Genomic DNA, 15024 nt, shown 5'->3' with positions numbered 1-15024 from the left:
GGGAGCCTTCGACCCGGACTTCGATCGGGACCGGACTACTTGCCGGTCTCCTTCTCGTACGCCCTGATGACCTCGTCGGTCGGGCCGTCCATCAGGAGTTCGCCCCTCTCCAGCCACAGGACGCGGTCGCAGGTGTCCCTGATCGACTTGGCACCGTGAGAGACCAGGAAGACCGTGCCGGCCTCCTTTCGGAGCTCCCGGATTCGTTCCTCGGAACGGATCTGGAACTTGCGGTCACCGGTCGCCAGAGCCTCGTCGATCATCAGGACGTCGTGGTTCTTGGCCGCGGCGATGGAGAAGCGGAGCCTCGCTCCCATGCCGGAGGAGTAGGTGCGCATCGGAAGGGTGATGAAGTCGCCCTTCTCGTTGATTCCGGAGAAGTCCACGATCCCCTCGTAGCGATCGCGGATCTCCTCACGCGTCATGCCCATGGCCAGTCCGCCGAGAATGACGTTGCGCTCGCCGGTCAGATCGCCCATGAGCGCGGCATTGACGCCGAGCAGGGAGGGCTGACCGTCGGTGTAGACCTTGCCGCTCTCCGTCGGCAGCAGGCCCGCGATGGCGCGCAGCAGGGTCGACTTGCCGGAGCCGTTGGTGCCGATCAGGCCGATCGCTTCGCCGCGGTACGCGGTGAAGGAGACACCGCGTACGGCGTGCACCTTGCGGATACCGCGGGACTCTCGCTTGTCACGGCGGAGTATGCGGCTCAGCGCCGCGGTCGCACTGCCCTTGCCGCCGCTGCCGCCGCTGACCCGGTACACGATGTGCACATCGTCGGCGATGACAGTCGGGATGCGTCCCTGGTCGTTGTCAGCCACGGCCGTACCGCTCCTCAGCCTTCCAGAAGTACACAAAGCCTGCGACGCCCAGCAGCACGGCCCAGAGGGCTCCGGCCACCCAGACATGCGGCGGCAGGTTGGACGCGCCGTACCCGTCGATCAGCGCGAACCGGATCAGGTCCATGTAGATCGCCGCCGGGTTGTACATCAGCACATGGGTGATCCACTCCGGCTTGCCCTTGAGCATCACCGAGATGGAGAACATGACGCCCGAGGCGTACATCCAGGTGCGCATGATGAATGGCATCAGCTGGGCAAGGTCCGGTGTATTACTGCCCAGCCTCGCCATGATCAGGGCCAGCCCGATGTTGAACACGAACTGCATGGCCAGCGCGGGCAAGATCAGCAACCAGCTGAGCGACGGATAGCTGCCGAACGAGGCCGCGATGACGAACAGCACGATCATCGAGAACATCAGCTGCTGCAGCTGCTGCAGCGCGAACGAGATCGGCAGTGCGGCGCGCGGGAAGTGCAGCGCCCGCACCAGCCCCAGATTGCCCGAGATCGCCCGGACACCGGCCATCACCGAGGTCTGGGTGAACGTGAAGACGAACACACCCGTCACGAGGAAGGGGATGAAGACCGCCTTGTCCATCCCCCGGCCCGAATCGAGGATCAGGCCGAAGATCATGTAGTAGACGGCCGCGTTCAGCAGCGGGGTCGCCACCTGCCAGAGCTGGCCCAGCTTGGCCTGGCTGTACTGCGCGGTCAGCTTCGCCGAGGAGAACGCCAGGATGAAGTGGCGCCGGCCCCAGAGCTGCCTGATGTACTCGACGAGCCCCGGCCGGGCACCGCTCACCGACAGGCCGTACTTGGCCGCGAGCTGCGCCGAGGTCAGGCCTTCGTCGGGAGATGGCGGGGCGGTCATCGCGATCGCACCGTCATGGGTTGTGTCACTCACAAGTTGAAACTTTCGTGTTCAAGATGCGCGGCAGGTCGGGCGCTGCTTCGGACGTCGCCGGTCCTGGGAGTACGCCCGATGATCCCAGAACCGAGCTTGTCAGACGATGGGCGGTCGGCCCAGTCGCGTGAGCCGCCATACCGTACGCCACTTCATCGGCCGACGGGGACCGCAGGGCGTCTGCCAGCCCTCTTTGAAGCCGCCGAACCAGGCCTTCAGCGCGGACGCCGAAGGGCGCCTGGCCAGTGTGAGCAGCACCCAGACACCAAGGTAGACGGGGACCAGGGGCGCGGGCAGATTGCGGCGGGCGAGCCAGACCCGGTTGCGGGCCACCATGCGGTGGTAGACCGCGTGCCGGGACGGCGGCATCGTCGGGTGGAACAGCAGCATGTCCGAGCGGTAGTCGATCGCCCAGCCCGCGTCCAGCGCCCGCCAGGCGAGGTCCGTCTCCTCATGGGCGTAGAAGAACTCGTCGGGCAGCCCGCCGACTTCGGCGAGGACCTTTGTACGGACCGCATTGGCGCCGCCCAGGAAGGTCGTCACCCGCGAGGAGCGCATCGGGTCGGAGGCGCGCAGCCGCGGGACGTGGCGCCGCTGGGTGAGCCCGGTCTCAGGGTCGGCGATCCGGAAGCTGATGATGCCCAGCTTCGGATCGGCGTCGAAGGCCTGGCGCACCAGCTCCCCGGTGTCGTTGTTGGGCAGCAGTCCGTCGTCGTCCAGGAAGAGCAGTACGTCGACGCCGGAGCCGGACGGGCCGAAGGCCTCGATGCCGACGTTGCGTCCGCCGGGGATGCCCAGGTTGTCGGGCAGGTCCACGGTGCGTACGCCCTCGGGCACGTCCGTCACCGGGGCGCCGTTGCCGACGACGACCACCTCGATCGGGTCGCCGTCCTGCTTGGCGACCGAGTCGAGGAGGGCGCGCAGATCGTCGGGGCGGTTGCCCATCGTGATGATGACCGCGCCGAGCTTCATGGGCGTACTCACTTGAGCCTGCTCGAGGCCAGGATGGACACCAGGTGCAGCAGCGTCTGGAGCAGCGCGATGCCGGCCAGCACGGCGACGCCGAGGCGCGAGAAGAACAGGTCGCCCCGGACCGCGTCCAGGACGGCGAGCACCAGGATGAGCAGGGACGCCTCGATGCCGAGGACGAGCCGGTGGAACTTCAGCGCGCCGGCGGCCCGGCGGGCCAGTGCCATGCCGGACGAGCGGGGCTCGGACGCCGCCTCCTTGACCGGCGGCAGCCCGCCCTGGTGGCGGGCGACCCCGACCAGGTCGGTCTCGGCCTTGATCAGGATCGCGCCGAGCGCGGCGAGGGTGCCGAGGAAGGCCCACAGCCAGTCGATCCGCCCGGGGCCCCACAGGTCGGCGGCGCGCAGGCCGAAGCCGACCAGGACCGCCACGTCGCACAGGTAGGCACCGACGCGGTCCAGGTACACGCCGGAGAGCGAGAACTGCTTCTTCCAGCGGGCGACCTCGCCGTCGACGCAGTCGAGCAGCAGGTAGAGCTGGACCGCCACGACGCCGAGGACTGCGCCCCAGACGCCCGGCACGAGCAGGGCGGGGGCCGCGAGGACGCCGCAGAGGGTCATCAGGTAGGTCAGCTGGTTCGGCGTGACCTTGGTGGTGACCAGGCGGCGGGTGATGCGCAGGGAGATCTCGCGCATGTACAGGCGGCCGCCCCAGTGCTCGCCGCTTCGCCTGTCCTTCACGCCCTCCGGGTGAACGACCGGACGGAGTTCAGCTACTGATGGTCTTGGCATAGTCGGCGTACGCGTCCCTGATCTGATCGGTGGTGAGGTCAAGGTGCTCGAGGATGGTGAAGCGGCCCGGACGGGTCTGCGGTGCGTATTCCACGGCCTTGACGAACTCGTCCGTGGAGAACCCGATCTCCTCGGGCAGCACCGGCAGGCCGTGTCTGCGCAGCACCTCGGCGAAGAGTCCCGCGTCGTCGTGGGCACCGCGCAGATGCATCGCGAAGGCGGCACCGAGGCCCACCTGCTCGCCGTGGAGCGCTGAGCGCTTGGGGTACAGCAGGTCGAAGGCGTGGTTGATCTCGTGGCAGGCGCCGGAGGCGGGTCGGCTGTCGCCGGCCACCGACATCGAGATACCCGTCAGGACCAGCCCTTCGGCGAGGACGGTGAGGAAGGCGTCGTCGCCGATGCCGCCGGGATGCCGGAGCACTGCCTCGCCGGCCTGACGGGCCATGGCGGCGGCCAGTCCGTCGATGGATTCGCCGGTCAGCCGGTGGGAGAGCTCCCAGTCGGCGACACACGAGATGTTCGAGATCGCGTCACCGATGCCGGAACGCACATAGCGCACCGGGGCGTCGCGGACCACATCCAGGTCGATGACGACGGCGATCGGTGTGGGGACTCCGTAGGAGCCCCGGCCGTTGTCGTTGTCGAGAGTGGCGACCGGGGAGCAGAGCCCGTCGTGCGCGAGGTTCGTGGCGACCGCGACCATCGGCAGCCCGACGCGGGCCGCGGCGTACTTCGCCACGTCGATGATCTTGCCGCCGCCGAGACCGACGACCGCGTCGTACCGCTTGCCCTTGATGTCGTCGGCCAGCTTCACGGCAGAGTCGATCGTGCCGTCGGCGACCGCGTACCAGTCGGCGTCGGGCAGCAGTGGCGCGAGCTTCTCGCGCAGCGCCTGGCCGGAGCCATTGCTTATCGCGAAGGCGAGCCTGCCCGACGCCGAGATCCGCTGGTCGGCGAGGAGGCCGACCAGGTCGTCGAGGGCTCCCGTGCGGATGTCGACGACGACCGGGGACGGGATCAGCCGGGTCAGTACAGGCACGCGATTTCACGGCCCTTCGCGAGGTCGTCGTGGTTGTCGATCTCGACCCACTTGACGTCGCCGATGGGGGCCACGTCCACGGTGAAGCCGCGGTTCACGAGCTCCTGGTAGCCGTCCTCGTAGTAGAGGTCGGGGTCGCGCTCGAAGGTGGTCTTCAGCGCGTCCGCGAGCTCGTCGGCAGCCTCGGGCTCGATGAGGGTGACGCCGATGTACTCGCCGGTGGCGGTGGCCGGGTCCATCAGCTTGGTGATGCGCTGAACACCCTTGTCACCGTCCGTGATGACCTTCATCTCCTCGTCGGCGAGGTGCTTCACCGTGTCGAGGGCAAGGATGATCTTCTGGCCGTTGCCGCGGGCGGCGAGCAGGGTCCGCTCGACGGAGACCGGGTGGACGGTGTCGCCGTTGGCGAGGATGACGCCCTGCTTGAGGACGTCTCGGGCGCACCACAGGGAGTAGGCGTTGTTCCACTCCTCGGCCTTGTCGTTGTCGACGAGGGTCAGCTTGAGGCCGTACTTCGCCTCAAGGGCGGCCTTGCGCTCGTACACGGCCTCCTTGCGGTAGCCGACGACTATGGCGGCCTCGGTGAGCCCGATCTCCGCGAAGTTCCCCAGGGTGAGGTCGAGGACGGTGGTGTCGCCGTCGACGGGCACGAGGGCCTTCGGGAGCGTGTCGGTGTAGGGGCGCAGACGCCGTCCGGCACCGGCTGCCAGTACAAGGCCGATCATGCGGGTTCTCCTTCGTCATGTACGGCGGGTGCTCCGGAGGACACCCAGAAGCGGATGCTCTCGACGAGCACCACGAGTGCCACGGCCACAGCAAGGACCGTCAGCGCGGTGGTGAAGTCCGAGTTGTTGAGCAGGGCGGCCAGCAGCGCGACTGCCAGGATCCGTCCTTCGTGCCCGCCGATCGCCCGCACCAGCCAGTGCGGGGGCGCGCCCGTACCGCCGCGGATGCGGTAGACCGTGTCGTAGTGATGGTAGGCGACTGCCGCTACCAGCCCGAAAGCCGCGGGCAAAGCCCCGTTCACGTCGGCGCGGGCCGCGAGCACCAGGACAGTGCCGTACTCGGCGGCCCTGAACACCGGTGGGACGAGCCAGTCGAGTGCGCCCTTCAGGGGGCGGGCGACGGCGAGGCCCGAGGTGATGACATACACCACAGCGGCGAGGGCGGGCCAGACGGTGCCGTAGTCGGTGAAGGCGGCGGTCGCCACGAGAGCGGCGCCGCCGGCCACGGCGGTCGCGAGCGGCAGGAACCCGGGGAGGCTCCGCGCACGCGTCGTGAAGGAGCGCGCGACGGCTTCGGCGAGTGGGCCCGAGTCGGCGAGGTCCGCGAGCGCCCGGGCGGCGCGGTCGGTGCGCTGTGCCTTGCGGGTCAGCGAGCGCAGGACGCGGCCGGCGGTGGTGTAGCAGGCAGCCAGCCCGCAGCCGATCAGCAGCGCGTAGAAGACGGTGCGAGGGCTGGTCACGGCAGTGAGTACGGCGATCATCGCCCAGCGCTCACCGATCGGCAGCACGATCATCCGGCGTATCCAGACCGTCCAGCCGACGCTGTCGAGCTTGTCGGAGAGGGCCGCCGTGGGACTGGTGTTGGCCGTCGCGTCGTGGTTCGCCTCGTTGAAGGAGAAGTCGACGACGTGCCGGCAGGTCTGCAGCACCATCGCGCCGAGCGCGAGCGCCCAGACGTCATCACCGCTGCGGGCGGCGCCGAGGGCGAGGCCCGCGTAGTAGGCGTACTCCTTGGCACGGTCGAAGGTCGCGTCCAGCCAGGCGCCCATCGTCGAGTACTGCAGCGAGTAGCGGGCGAGCTGCCCGTCGGTGCAGTCCAGAACGAAGGAGAAGAGCAGCAGCAGGCCTGCCGCGATGTATCCGGCGCGGGTGCCGGTGGCCGCTCCGGCCGCCGCGATCAGCGCGGTGAGCAGCGAGGCGGTGGTGACCTGGTTGGGGGTGAATCCGCGGCGGGCGCACCAGCGGGCGAGGTAGCGCGAGTACGGGCTGATGCAGAAGGTGGTGAAGAACCCGTCGCGGGCCTTCACGGCCGAGCGCAGGCGTACAGCTTCGTCATCGACCGCGGCGATTGCCTGCCGGGCCTCATTGCGAGCCTGCGGGTCACCGGGAACGGTCGCGACGAGCGACCCCAGCTCGGGCCGGTGCACGGCGGTGCCGTCGGCGTCGAGCGCGTCGGCGAGCGCGTCGGGCAGCACCGCGGTCTGGACGGCCGACAGGGTGTCGCTGTTGTCGGCCACGCCGCCGGGCCGTGCGCCGGTCGCCGCCTCTGCGGCGGCTCCGGACGGTGCGGGTCCCTCTGCGGCGGCTCCGGACGGTGCGGGTCCGTCCGCGCGGGACGGCGTTCCGGTGCCCGCGGTGACCGACAGTGCGCGGCTCAGGGCAGTCCGCGCCTCGGGCTGCGCCGTGAGCGCGCCCGGGACCGCGGCGGCCGGGAAGCGGGGATCGGTCAGTGCCAGCCGCAGCGCGTGGACGTGCCCGACGAAATGGGGGTCGACGACGGCGACGCGGTCTGCGACCGGTACGGCGTCGATCAGCGCGGCGGTGTCCTCGGCGCCGGAGGCGACCCGTACGTCAAAGCCCAGCGACCGCAGATCGCCCTCGAGCGACGATCCGGGTACCGGCGGACCGGTGAGGATGGCGGTCGACAGACGAACTCACTCCTTGGAACTGACGGTGCGGGTGCGGCGGCCCGGCCCGGCTACGCGGGCGGCGGCACGTCGGCAGAGGCTATCGGATGAACGGAAGCGGGAGTTCACTGGCCGTTTACGTCCCGCTCGGCACGGACCGGGCCCCGAAGGGCCCGCCGCGATCATCATCGTCGATGCATGCCTCGCCCGACAAACCGCGGACCGGCAGGGCCTAGGGTGGTCGGCATGACTTGGCTGATCACAGGTGGGGCGGGGTACATCGGAGCGCATGTGGCGCGGGCCATGACGGCGGCAGGTGAGCGGGTCGTGGTCCTCGACGATGTCTCGTCGGGCGTCGCCGAGCGGCTGCCGGAGGGGATCCCGCTGGTGCGCGGGGCGGTCCTGGACCGGAAGCTGCTGGACCGCACGCTCGCCGAGCACGCTGTGACCGGTGTCGTACATCTCGCGGCGAAGAAGCAGGTCGGACAGTCCGTCGAGCAGCCGCTGCACTACTACCGTGAGAATGTGCACGGTCTGACGGTGCTCCTGGAGGCGGTCGTCGAGGCCGGCGTGAAGCAGTTCCTGTTCTCGTCATCGGCCGCCGTGTACGGCGTACCGGAGATGGACCTGATCCCCGAGTCCGCTCCGTGCGAGCCGATCAATCCGTACGGCGAGACCAAGCTCGCGGGCGAGTGGCTGGTCCGGGCGACCGGCCGGGCGCACTCCCTGTCCACCGCCTGTCTGCGCTACTTCAATGTCGCGGGGGCGGAGCGGCCGGAGCTGGCCGACACGGGGGTGTTCAACATCATTCCGATGTTCTTCGACCGGATCACCCGCGGTGAGGCTCCGCGGATCTTCGGCGCCGACTACGCGACCCCTGACGGCACCTGCATCCGTGACTACATCCATGTCTCGGATCTGGCCGACGCCCATCTCGCGGTCGCGCGCCGGCTGGCCGAGCAGGACGGCGGCGGGGATCTGACGGTCAATATCGGCCGTGGGGTCGGTGTCTCGGTGCGTGAGCTCGCCGACGTGGTGGCCGAGATCACGGGGTTCACCGACGAGCCGGTCGTCGAGCCTCGCCGTCCCGGCGATGCGGCGAAGGCCGTCGCCTCGGTCGATCTGATCGCCAAGGAGCTGGACTGGACGTCCTCGCGAGGTGTGCGCGAGATGGTCGAGTCGGCCTGGGAGGGCTGGTGTCTGCGGCACCCGGAGGCTCGGATCAAATGACCTTGTCAGCGCCCTGACCTGCGGTCATTTCCGCAGGTCAGGCGATATGACAACGGTGTTCAGTGCCGTGTTGCCCGATACCCCCCACCCGTAGTTGACTGAGGTCTCGGCAGATCGTTTCGACGACCAGGAGGCGTCCTCATGGGGGCTGGGCACGATCACGGGCACTCGCACGGCGGACCGCCGCCGACCGGCACCGCGGCCGCGGCCTACCAGGGGCGCCTGCGCATCGCGCTGACGATCACGCTGGGCGTGATGGTCCTGGAGATCGTCGGCGGTGTGCTCTCCGGCTCCCTCGCCCTGATCGCCGACGCCGCCCATATGGCGACGGACGGGGTCGGCCTCGCCATGGCGCTGCTGGCGATCCACTTCGCCAACCGCCCGGCCGTACAGAACCGCACCTTCGGCTACGCACGGGCCGAGATCCTCGCGGCCCTCGCCAACTGTCTGCTGCTCCTCGGGGTCGGCGGCTATCTGCTGTACGAGGCGGTGCAGCGCTTCATCACCCCTGCCGAGACCAAGGGCGCGCTGACCATCGCCTTCGCCCTCATCGGTCTCGTCGCCAACATGATCTCGCTGTCCCTGCTGGTGCGCGGCCAGAAGGAGAGCCTCAATGTGCGCGGGGCGTATCTGGAGGTGCTCGCGGACACGCTCGGCTCGCTCACAGTGCTGGTCTCGGCCGGCATCATCATCGCCACCGGCTGGCAGGCGGCCGACCCCATCGCGTCACTGCTCATCGGCCTCATGATCGTGCCGCGCACCTGGAAACTGCTGCGGGAAACCCTCAACGTCCTGCTGGAGGCGGCTCCCCAGGGCGTCGACATGGGCGAGGTGCGGGCGCACATCGTCGCTCTTCCCGGCGTGGAGGACGTGCACGATCTGCACGCCTGGACGATCACCTCCGGGATGCCGGTGCTCTCCGCGCATGTGGTGGTGAGTCAGGGCGCCCTGGACTCAGTCGGGCACGAGAAGATGCTGCACGATCTGCAAGGCTGCATCGGGGATCACTTCGATGTCGAGCACTGCACTTTCCAGCTGGAGCCCGTTGGCCATGCGGAGCACGAGGCCAAGCTCTGTCACTGAGCGCTGCTAGTCTGACCGCCACGCTTGAGAGGAGCTGAGTTGATGACCGTCGCAGTGCAGGCTGCCCCGCGCAGCGCCACGCCTGGTCCGTCCTCGGCTTCCGGGCTCCCGGCCGACCTGATCTCGCATCACGTGATCACGCACGTCTGACCTGATCACGTATCTCTGATCTGATCTCGTACGACTGACCTGATCTCGTACGCCGGCCGGAGCCCGCACACACTCAAGGGTTCCCACGTTGTCCGACAACACTCTCCACGACGCTTTCTTCGCCCTGCATCACGGTCTTCCGCGGCAGGGCCCCGGTTCCGACAACACCTCCCGTCGGCTGCTCGCCCTCGCCGGGCCACTGCCGACGCGTCCGCGCGTGCTCGATCTGGGCTGCGGCCCCGGCCGGTCCGCCCTGCTGCTGGCCGCCGAGGCCGGTGCGCAGACGACGGCAGTCGATCTGCACGAGCCGTTCCTCGACGAGCTACGGCAGACCGCCGAGGCCCGCGGACTCGGTGACGCGATCCGCACCATCAAGGCCGACATGGCCGAACTCCCTTTCCCCGACGGCTCGTTCGACCTCGTCTGGGCGGAGAGCTCCGCGTACAGCATCGGCTTCGACACCGCTCTGCGGCAGTGGCGGCGGCTGCTCTCGCCGGGCGGCTCACTGGTTCTCACCGAGTGCGAGTGGACCGCCGGGAACCCCTCGGCCGAGGCCCGTGCCTTCTGGGACCAGCACTACGCACTGCGTACCACCGTCGAGAACACCTCCGCGGCGGTCGCGGCGGGATACACCGTCCTCGGGGTGCACCGCCAGCCCGAGAGCGACTGGGACGAGTACTACGGCCCACTCGGCGAGCGGGCCGACGCCGCGGATGCCGCGGCTCCCGGCATGGCGCAGGCGCTCGCGGCCACCCGGGCGGAGATCGCCATGCGCCGTGAGCACGGCACGGAGTACGGCTACACCGGCTACGCGCTGCGTCCCGCCGACGCACGCTGGCGCACCCGGCCGGAGACGGCGGCCGACATCCCGGCCGTGCGCGCCGTCAATGCCGCGGCGTTCGCGACCCCGGAGGAGGCAGGCCTGGTGGACGCGCTGCGTCTCGACGGTGCGGCGTGGCTGCCAGGGACGTCGTATGTCGCCGAGGCGGCGGACGGCACGGTGGCGGCGTACGCACTGCTCACCCGGTGCCATGTGGAGGACGTTCCGGCGGTGGCGCTCGCGCCGGTCGCGGTGGCTCCCGAGCACCAGCGCAAGGGCGCCGGCCAGGCGGTCGTCCGGGCTGTGCTGGATCTGGCCAGGGTGCGCGGAGAGCGGCTCGTCCTGGTCCTCGGGCATCCCGGCTACTACCCGAGGTTCGGCTTCGAACCGGCCTCACGGTACGGAATCAGGCCAACCTTCGAGGTTGCCGACGAGGCCATGATGGTCCTTGTGCTCGACGGCTCCGGGGGCGTGCCACGCGGCACGATCCGCTATCCGGCGGCTTTCGGGGTCTGATGAGTTCTGATGAATTCTGGTGAGTAGGGTCGCCCTCGCCGCGTGCCGACGCGGCGAGGGCGGACATGCCCGGGCTGCCGAAGTACGGACAAGCCGCTTTTGTGCGGCAGACTGGGCAGGCCCCGCAGGGCCGAGGACCGAAGCGAAGGATGGGTATGCCGACCACACCAGCCACCGCGGCGAACAGCTCGTCGAACGGCGCACCAGAAGCGATCCTGCTCGAACTGGTCGACGAGCACGGCACCACCATCGGCACCGCGGAGAAGCTCTCCGCACATCAGGCGCCCGGACAGCTGCACCGGGCGTTCTCCGTGTTCCTCTTCGACGAGCAGGGGCGGCTGCTGCTCCAGCGTCGCGCGTTGGGCAAGTACCACTCCCCCGGTGTCTGGTCGAACACCTGCTGCGGCCACCCGTACCCCGGCGAGGCCCCGTTCGCGGCCGCCGCCCGGCGTACGTACGAGGAGCTGGGCATCTCGCCCTCGCTGCTCGCCGAGGCGGGCACGGTCCGCTACAACCACCCCGACCCGGACTCGGGCCTGGTCGAGCAGGAGTACAACCACCTCTTCGTCGGGCTGGTGCAGGCTCCGCTGCGGCCGGACCCGGAGGAGGTCGGCGAGACGGCCTTCGTGACGCCGAAGGAGCTGGCCGACCGGCATGCGGAGGCGCCGTTCTCCGCGTGGTTCATGACCGTGCTGGACGCGGCGCGGCCGGCGATCAAGGAGCTCACGGGGCCGTCCGGCGGCTGGTGAGGCAAGCCGGGTCGGCAGTAGGTCCTCGGTCCAGCACAAGCGGTCAAGCGGTCTACAGCGGCGCGCTGTCGCCGACCGGTTTCAGCGGCAGCGCGGCCCAGATGATCTTGCCGCCGCTCGCGGTGTGCTCGACGTCGCAGGATCCGCCTGCCTCCAGGGTGATCTCCCGTACGAGCAGCAGACCGCGGCCGCCCGTCTGCCCGTAGTCCTTCTCCAGCGCCTTGGGCCGGTACGGGTGGTTGTCCTCCACGGAGACGCGGATCCACTCCGCGCCGATGGCGACCTCGACGGCAACCTCGGGCGAGAGCAGGGCGGCGTGCCGTACGGCGTTGGTGACCAGTTCGGACACGATCAGCAGCAGTCCCTGGACGAGATCGTCCCCGACCGGTACGCCTTGGCGGTTCAGTAGATCGCGTACGGCATGCCTGGCCTGTGGGACCGATATGTCGACGGCAGGAGCCGTGAACCGCCAGACGCCCTCGTACGACAGTGGCCGGGCCGGGACGCTCCCACGGCTCTCCATAGTCCGGCACCCACCCTCGGATCGATTGCCACTGACCATCGAGTAATAAGTGTTGGGAGTCAGTTGGTCCGGACCGGGCTGCTGAGCAGAAGTCAGCGCCAATCGACGGTTTTTGACCGGGTGCGTATGACAGCATCAGCTGCGCGACTGTTCCTGATCTCCTTCTGGCCGCTTCGTCAGATCCGTGACCACGCTCACCTAACGATCATAGGTTCGGGTCCGGCGGATAGCATCCGGCTCATGGAGCCGCCCCAGTCGTCCGAGCCGTCCGAGCCGCCCGAGCCGCCCGAGCCGCAGCCGCAGTTGACGCACACCGTCGCGGACGGTGTCGCCACCGTCGTCATCAGCAATCCCGCCAAGCGCAATGCCATGACCGCCGGGATGTGGCGGACTCTGCCCGAGCTGCTCGGGCAGCTGGCGGCGGACGAGGAGGTACGGGCGCTGGTGCTGACAGGCGAGGGCCCGACCTTCTGCGCCGGCGCCGACATCTCCTCCCTGCGCGAGCCCGGCCAGGACCCGCAGTCGCTGGCCGTGCGAGCCGAGGAGGCACTCGCCGCGTTCCCGAAGCCGACGCTGGCCGCGGTGCGCGGCTACTGCGTGGGCGGCGGCTGCCAGCTGGCCGCGGCGTGCGATCTGCGGTTCGCGGAGGAGGGCGCGCTGTTCGGGGTGACGCCGGCGAAGCTGGGAATCGTCTACCCCTCCTCGTCCACCCGGCGGCTGGTCTCGCTGGTGGGTCCTGCCGCCGCCAAGTATCTGCTGTTCTCCGCCGAGTTGATCGATACGGAGCGGGCGCTGCGGACCGGTCTGCTGGACGAGGTGCTGCCGGGCGGCCAACTGGGGAAGCGGGTGGCGGAGTTCACCAGAATCATCGCGTCGCGCTCCCAGCTCACCCAGGCCGCGGCGAAGGAGTTCGCGACGGGCCGCACCGACCGTGACACGCACTGGGAGGAGCAGGCGCGCGTCAGCGGCGACCTCACGGAGGGGGTCGCCGCCTTCCTGGAGCGCAGAGTGCCCCGGTTCACCTGGACCGCCTGACCGGATGGCCGGATGGCCGGATGGCCGGATGGCCGGATGGCCGGATGGCCTATCGGAGGATGAAGCGGCTCTTCGTACGGAACTCCTCGACCAGGGCTGCCGGGGCCTTCTGCGGTGATCCGGCGTCGTACGGCGGCTGAGGGTCGTATTCGGTGAGCAGCTGTACGGCCTGCGCGTGCTCGTCGTCCGCGATCCTGCCGACCAGGGTGAGCCCCATGTCGATGCCGGACGAGACGCCCGCGGCCGTGACGTACTTGCCGTCGGTGACGACACGTTCGCCGGTGGGCTCGGCGCCGAACTGGCGCAGGAAGTCAAGGGCCAACCAGTGCGAGGTGGCCGGGCGGCCCTTGAGCAGGCCGGCCGCGGCGAGCAGCAGCGAGCCGGTACAGACCGAGGTCGTCCAGGTCGTGGTGGCGTCGACGGCGCGCAGCCAGCCCAGCAGGATCTCGTTCTCCATCTGGTCGCTCTGGCCGGGGCCGCCGGGGACGACGACGATGTCCGGGCTGCTCACCTCGGCGAAGGTCTTCGCGGCGACGAGCGCGAGGTCGCCGCGGTCGTTGGTGACCGGTCCGGTGTGCTCGGCGACGAAAACCACCTCGGCGCCGGGGAGGCGGCAGAGCATTTCGTAGGGCCCTACGGTGTCCAGCGCGGTGAAGCGGTCGAAGAGAACAATGGCGATCTGCATGGTGGTCGGTCCCTCTCGGTTCGGGTTCTTCCCGGTTCTGCGGGCTTCTGCAGGCTCTGCGACTGCTTCGGGCTACTTCGGGGTCAGGGTGCGAAAGCGGCGCCGGTATTCGGCCGGTGCCGTGCCGAGGGTCTTGACGAAGGCGCGGCGCATGGCCTCAGGAGTGCCGTAGCCGCAGCTGCGCGAGATCTCCTCCACGCCGTCGGGGCTGTCCTCCAGGAGCCGGCGCGCCTGTTCCAGACGGACCCGTTCGACGTAGCGGCCCGGTGTCATGCCCGTCTCCTTCTGGAAGGCGCGGGCGAAGTGGCGCGGCGAGAGCCGGGCGCGGGCGGCGAGTGCCTCGACCGAGAGGTCCTCTTCCGGATGCTCGGTGATGTGCTGCTGCACGTCACGCAGCGGCTCCCGCCGCGCGGTCTGTGCGGCGAGCTGGACACTGAACTGCGCCTGGTTTCCGGGCCGCCTGAGGAAGACGACGAGATGGCGGGCGACGGTCAGCGCGATGTCCCGGCCGAGATCCTCCTCGACCAGGGCGAGGGCGAGGTCGATGCCGGAGGTGACACCGGCCGAGGTGGCCAGCTTTCCGTCGCGTACGAAGATCGGGTCCGGGTCGACGTCGACGGCCGGGTAGCGGCGGGCGAGGTGGTCGCAGGTGGCCCAGTGCGTGGTGGCCCGGTGACCGTCGAGCAGACCGGCCTCGGCCAGCAGCAGGGCTCCCGTGCAGACGGACACCAGACGCTCGGCTCGCGGGGCGTGGACGCGCAGCCAGTCGATGAGGCGCGGGTCCGGGGTACGGGTGCCGTTGCCGCCGGGGACCAGCAGCGTATGGGGGTCGGCGGCGTCGGTGAGGCTGCTGTCCGGGACGAGCGTGAGGCCGCTGGAGGTACGGATCGGGGCACCGTCCAGGGACGCGGTGCGGATCTCGTACGCGCCGCCCGCCGCCGTGCTCGCGCCCGCGAGGACTTCGACCGGGCCGGTCACATCGAGGCTCTGCAGGTCGTCGAAGAGAACGACGAGTACGGATCGCTGGGTCATGGTGTCCATGCTTCGACGCGGCGGAGATGG

Annotated in this window: 15 protein-coding genes; 5 read left to right on the top strand and 10 right to left on the bottom strand. The window is 69.6% G+C overall.

Annotated features, from left to right (window positions below):
- Positions 1-35: 35 nt before the first annotated feature.
- From ACFWDI_RS21955 to ACFWDI_RS21925, 7 genes are all read right to left on the bottom strand, one after another.
- Positions 36-818, bottom strand: a complete 783-nt coding sequence (locus ACFWDI_RS21955) for an ABC transporter ATP-binding protein (RefSeq protein ID WP_385306176.1) — start codon at positions 816-818, stop codon at positions 36-38.
- Positions 811-1740, bottom strand: a complete 930-nt coding sequence (locus tag ACFWDI_RS21950; protein ID WP_385306175.1) for an ABC transporter permease — start codon at positions 1738-1740, stop codon at positions 811-813. The genes ACFWDI_RS21955 and ACFWDI_RS21950 overlap by 8 nt, the downstream gene beginning before the upstream one ends.
- A gap of 99 nt (positions 1741-1839) precedes the next feature.
- Positions 1840-2712 (bottom strand): glycosyltransferase family 2 protein, encoded by an 873-nt coding sequence (locus ACFWDI_RS21945; protein ID WP_385306285.1) that lies wholly within the window; start codon positions 2710-2712, stop codon positions 1840-1842.
- A gap of 8 nt (positions 2713-2720) precedes the next feature.
- The gene (locus tag ACFWDI_RS21940; protein ID WP_385306173.1) at positions 2721-3500 is read right to left on the bottom strand and encodes a CDP-alcohol phosphatidyltransferase family protein; all 780 of its coding nucleotides are present in this window, start codon (positions 3498-3500) and stop codon (positions 2721-2723) included.
- Entirely contained in the window at positions 3478-4539 is a 1062-nt protein-coding gene (locus ACFWDI_RS21935; RefSeq protein WP_327327284.1) for an iron-containing alcohol dehydrogenase family protein, read from the bottom strand. The genes ACFWDI_RS21940 and ACFWDI_RS21935 overlap by 23 nt, the downstream gene beginning before the upstream one ends.
- Entirely contained in the window at positions 4527-5264 is a 738-nt protein-coding gene (locus ACFWDI_RS21930; RefSeq protein ID WP_385306171.1) for a sugar phosphate nucleotidyltransferase, read from the bottom strand. Before ACFWDI_RS21930 ends, ACFWDI_RS21935 begins: the two co-directional genes overlap by 13 nt.
- Positions 5261-7135, bottom strand: coding sequence for a DUF5941 domain-containing protein (locus tag ACFWDI_RS21925; RefSeq protein ID WP_385306284.1), 1875 nt, complete (start codon positions 7133-7135; stop codon positions 5261-5263). The genes ACFWDI_RS21930 and ACFWDI_RS21925 overlap by 4 nt, the downstream gene beginning before the upstream one ends.
- Positions 7136-7417: 282 nt before the next feature.
- On the opposite strand from ACFWDI_RS21925, the gene galE reads away from it, so the two are divergent.
- The 4 genes from galE to idi all read left to right on the top strand — a co-directional run bounded on the left by galE (position 7418) and on the right by idi (position 11719).
- A complete protein-coding gene (gene galE / locus ACFWDI_RS21920; RefSeq protein WP_385306170.1) occupies positions 7418-8401 on the top strand; it encodes a UDP-glucose 4-epimerase GalE in 984 nt (327 codons plus the stop codon).
- 141 nt (positions 8402-8542) lie between these two features.
- The gene (locus ACFWDI_RS21915; protein WP_385306169.1) at positions 8543-9484 is read left to right on the top strand and encodes a cation diffusion facilitator family transporter; all 942 of its coding nucleotides are present in this window, start codon (positions 8543-8545) and stop codon (positions 9482-9484) included.
- A 238-nt stretch (positions 9485-9722) separates the two neighbouring features.
- A complete protein-coding gene (locus tag ACFWDI_RS21910; RefSeq protein WP_385306167.1) occupies positions 9723-10970 on the top strand; it encodes a GNAT family N-acetyltransferase in 1248 nt (415 codons plus the stop codon).
- 155 nt (positions 10971-11125) lie between these two features.
- Positions 11126-11719 (top strand): isopentenyl-diphosphate Delta-isomerase, encoded by a 594-nt coding sequence (gene idi, locus ACFWDI_RS21905; protein WP_385306165.1) that lies wholly within the window; start codon positions 11126-11128, stop codon positions 11717-11719.
- Positions 11720-11771: 52 nt separating this feature from the next.
- Here the strand turns inward: idi and ACFWDI_RS21900 are convergent, their stop codons facing one another.
- The gene (locus tag ACFWDI_RS21900; protein ID WP_385306164.1) at positions 11772-12242 is read right to left on the bottom strand and encodes an ATP-binding protein; all 471 of its coding nucleotides are present in this window, start codon (positions 12240-12242) and stop codon (positions 11772-11774) included.
- A gap of 240 nt (positions 12243-12482) precedes the next feature.
- Here ACFWDI_RS21900 and ACFWDI_RS21895 point away from each other — a divergent pair, with 240 nt between their 5' ends.
- Positions 12483-13277, top strand: a complete 795-nt coding sequence (locus ACFWDI_RS21895; protein ID WP_385306163.1) for an enoyl-CoA hydratase/isomerase family protein — start codon at positions 12483-12485, stop codon at positions 13275-13277.
- Between the two features lie 49 nt (positions 13278-13326).
- Here the strand turns inward: ACFWDI_RS21895 and ACFWDI_RS21890 are convergent, their stop codons facing one another.
- Positions 13327-13962, bottom strand: a complete 636-nt coding sequence (locus tag ACFWDI_RS21890) for a DJ-1/PfpI family protein (RefSeq protein ID WP_385306162.1) — start codon at positions 13960-13962, stop codon at positions 13327-13329.
- 72 nt (positions 13963-14034) lie between these two features.
- Complete coding sequence (locus tag ACFWDI_RS21885; RefSeq protein WP_385306161.1) at positions 14035-14994, bottom strand: GlxA family transcriptional regulator; 960 nt, start codon at positions 14992-14994, stop codon at positions 14035-14037.
- Positions 14995-15024 lie beyond the last annotated feature (30 nt).

Source organism: Streptomyces sp. NPDC060064 (assembly GCF_042736455.1).
Classification (GTDB): Bacteria; Actinomycetota; Actinomycetes; order Streptomycetales; family Streptomycetaceae; genus Streptomyces.
This window is presented reverse-complemented; position numbering and strand designations above follow the sequence as displayed.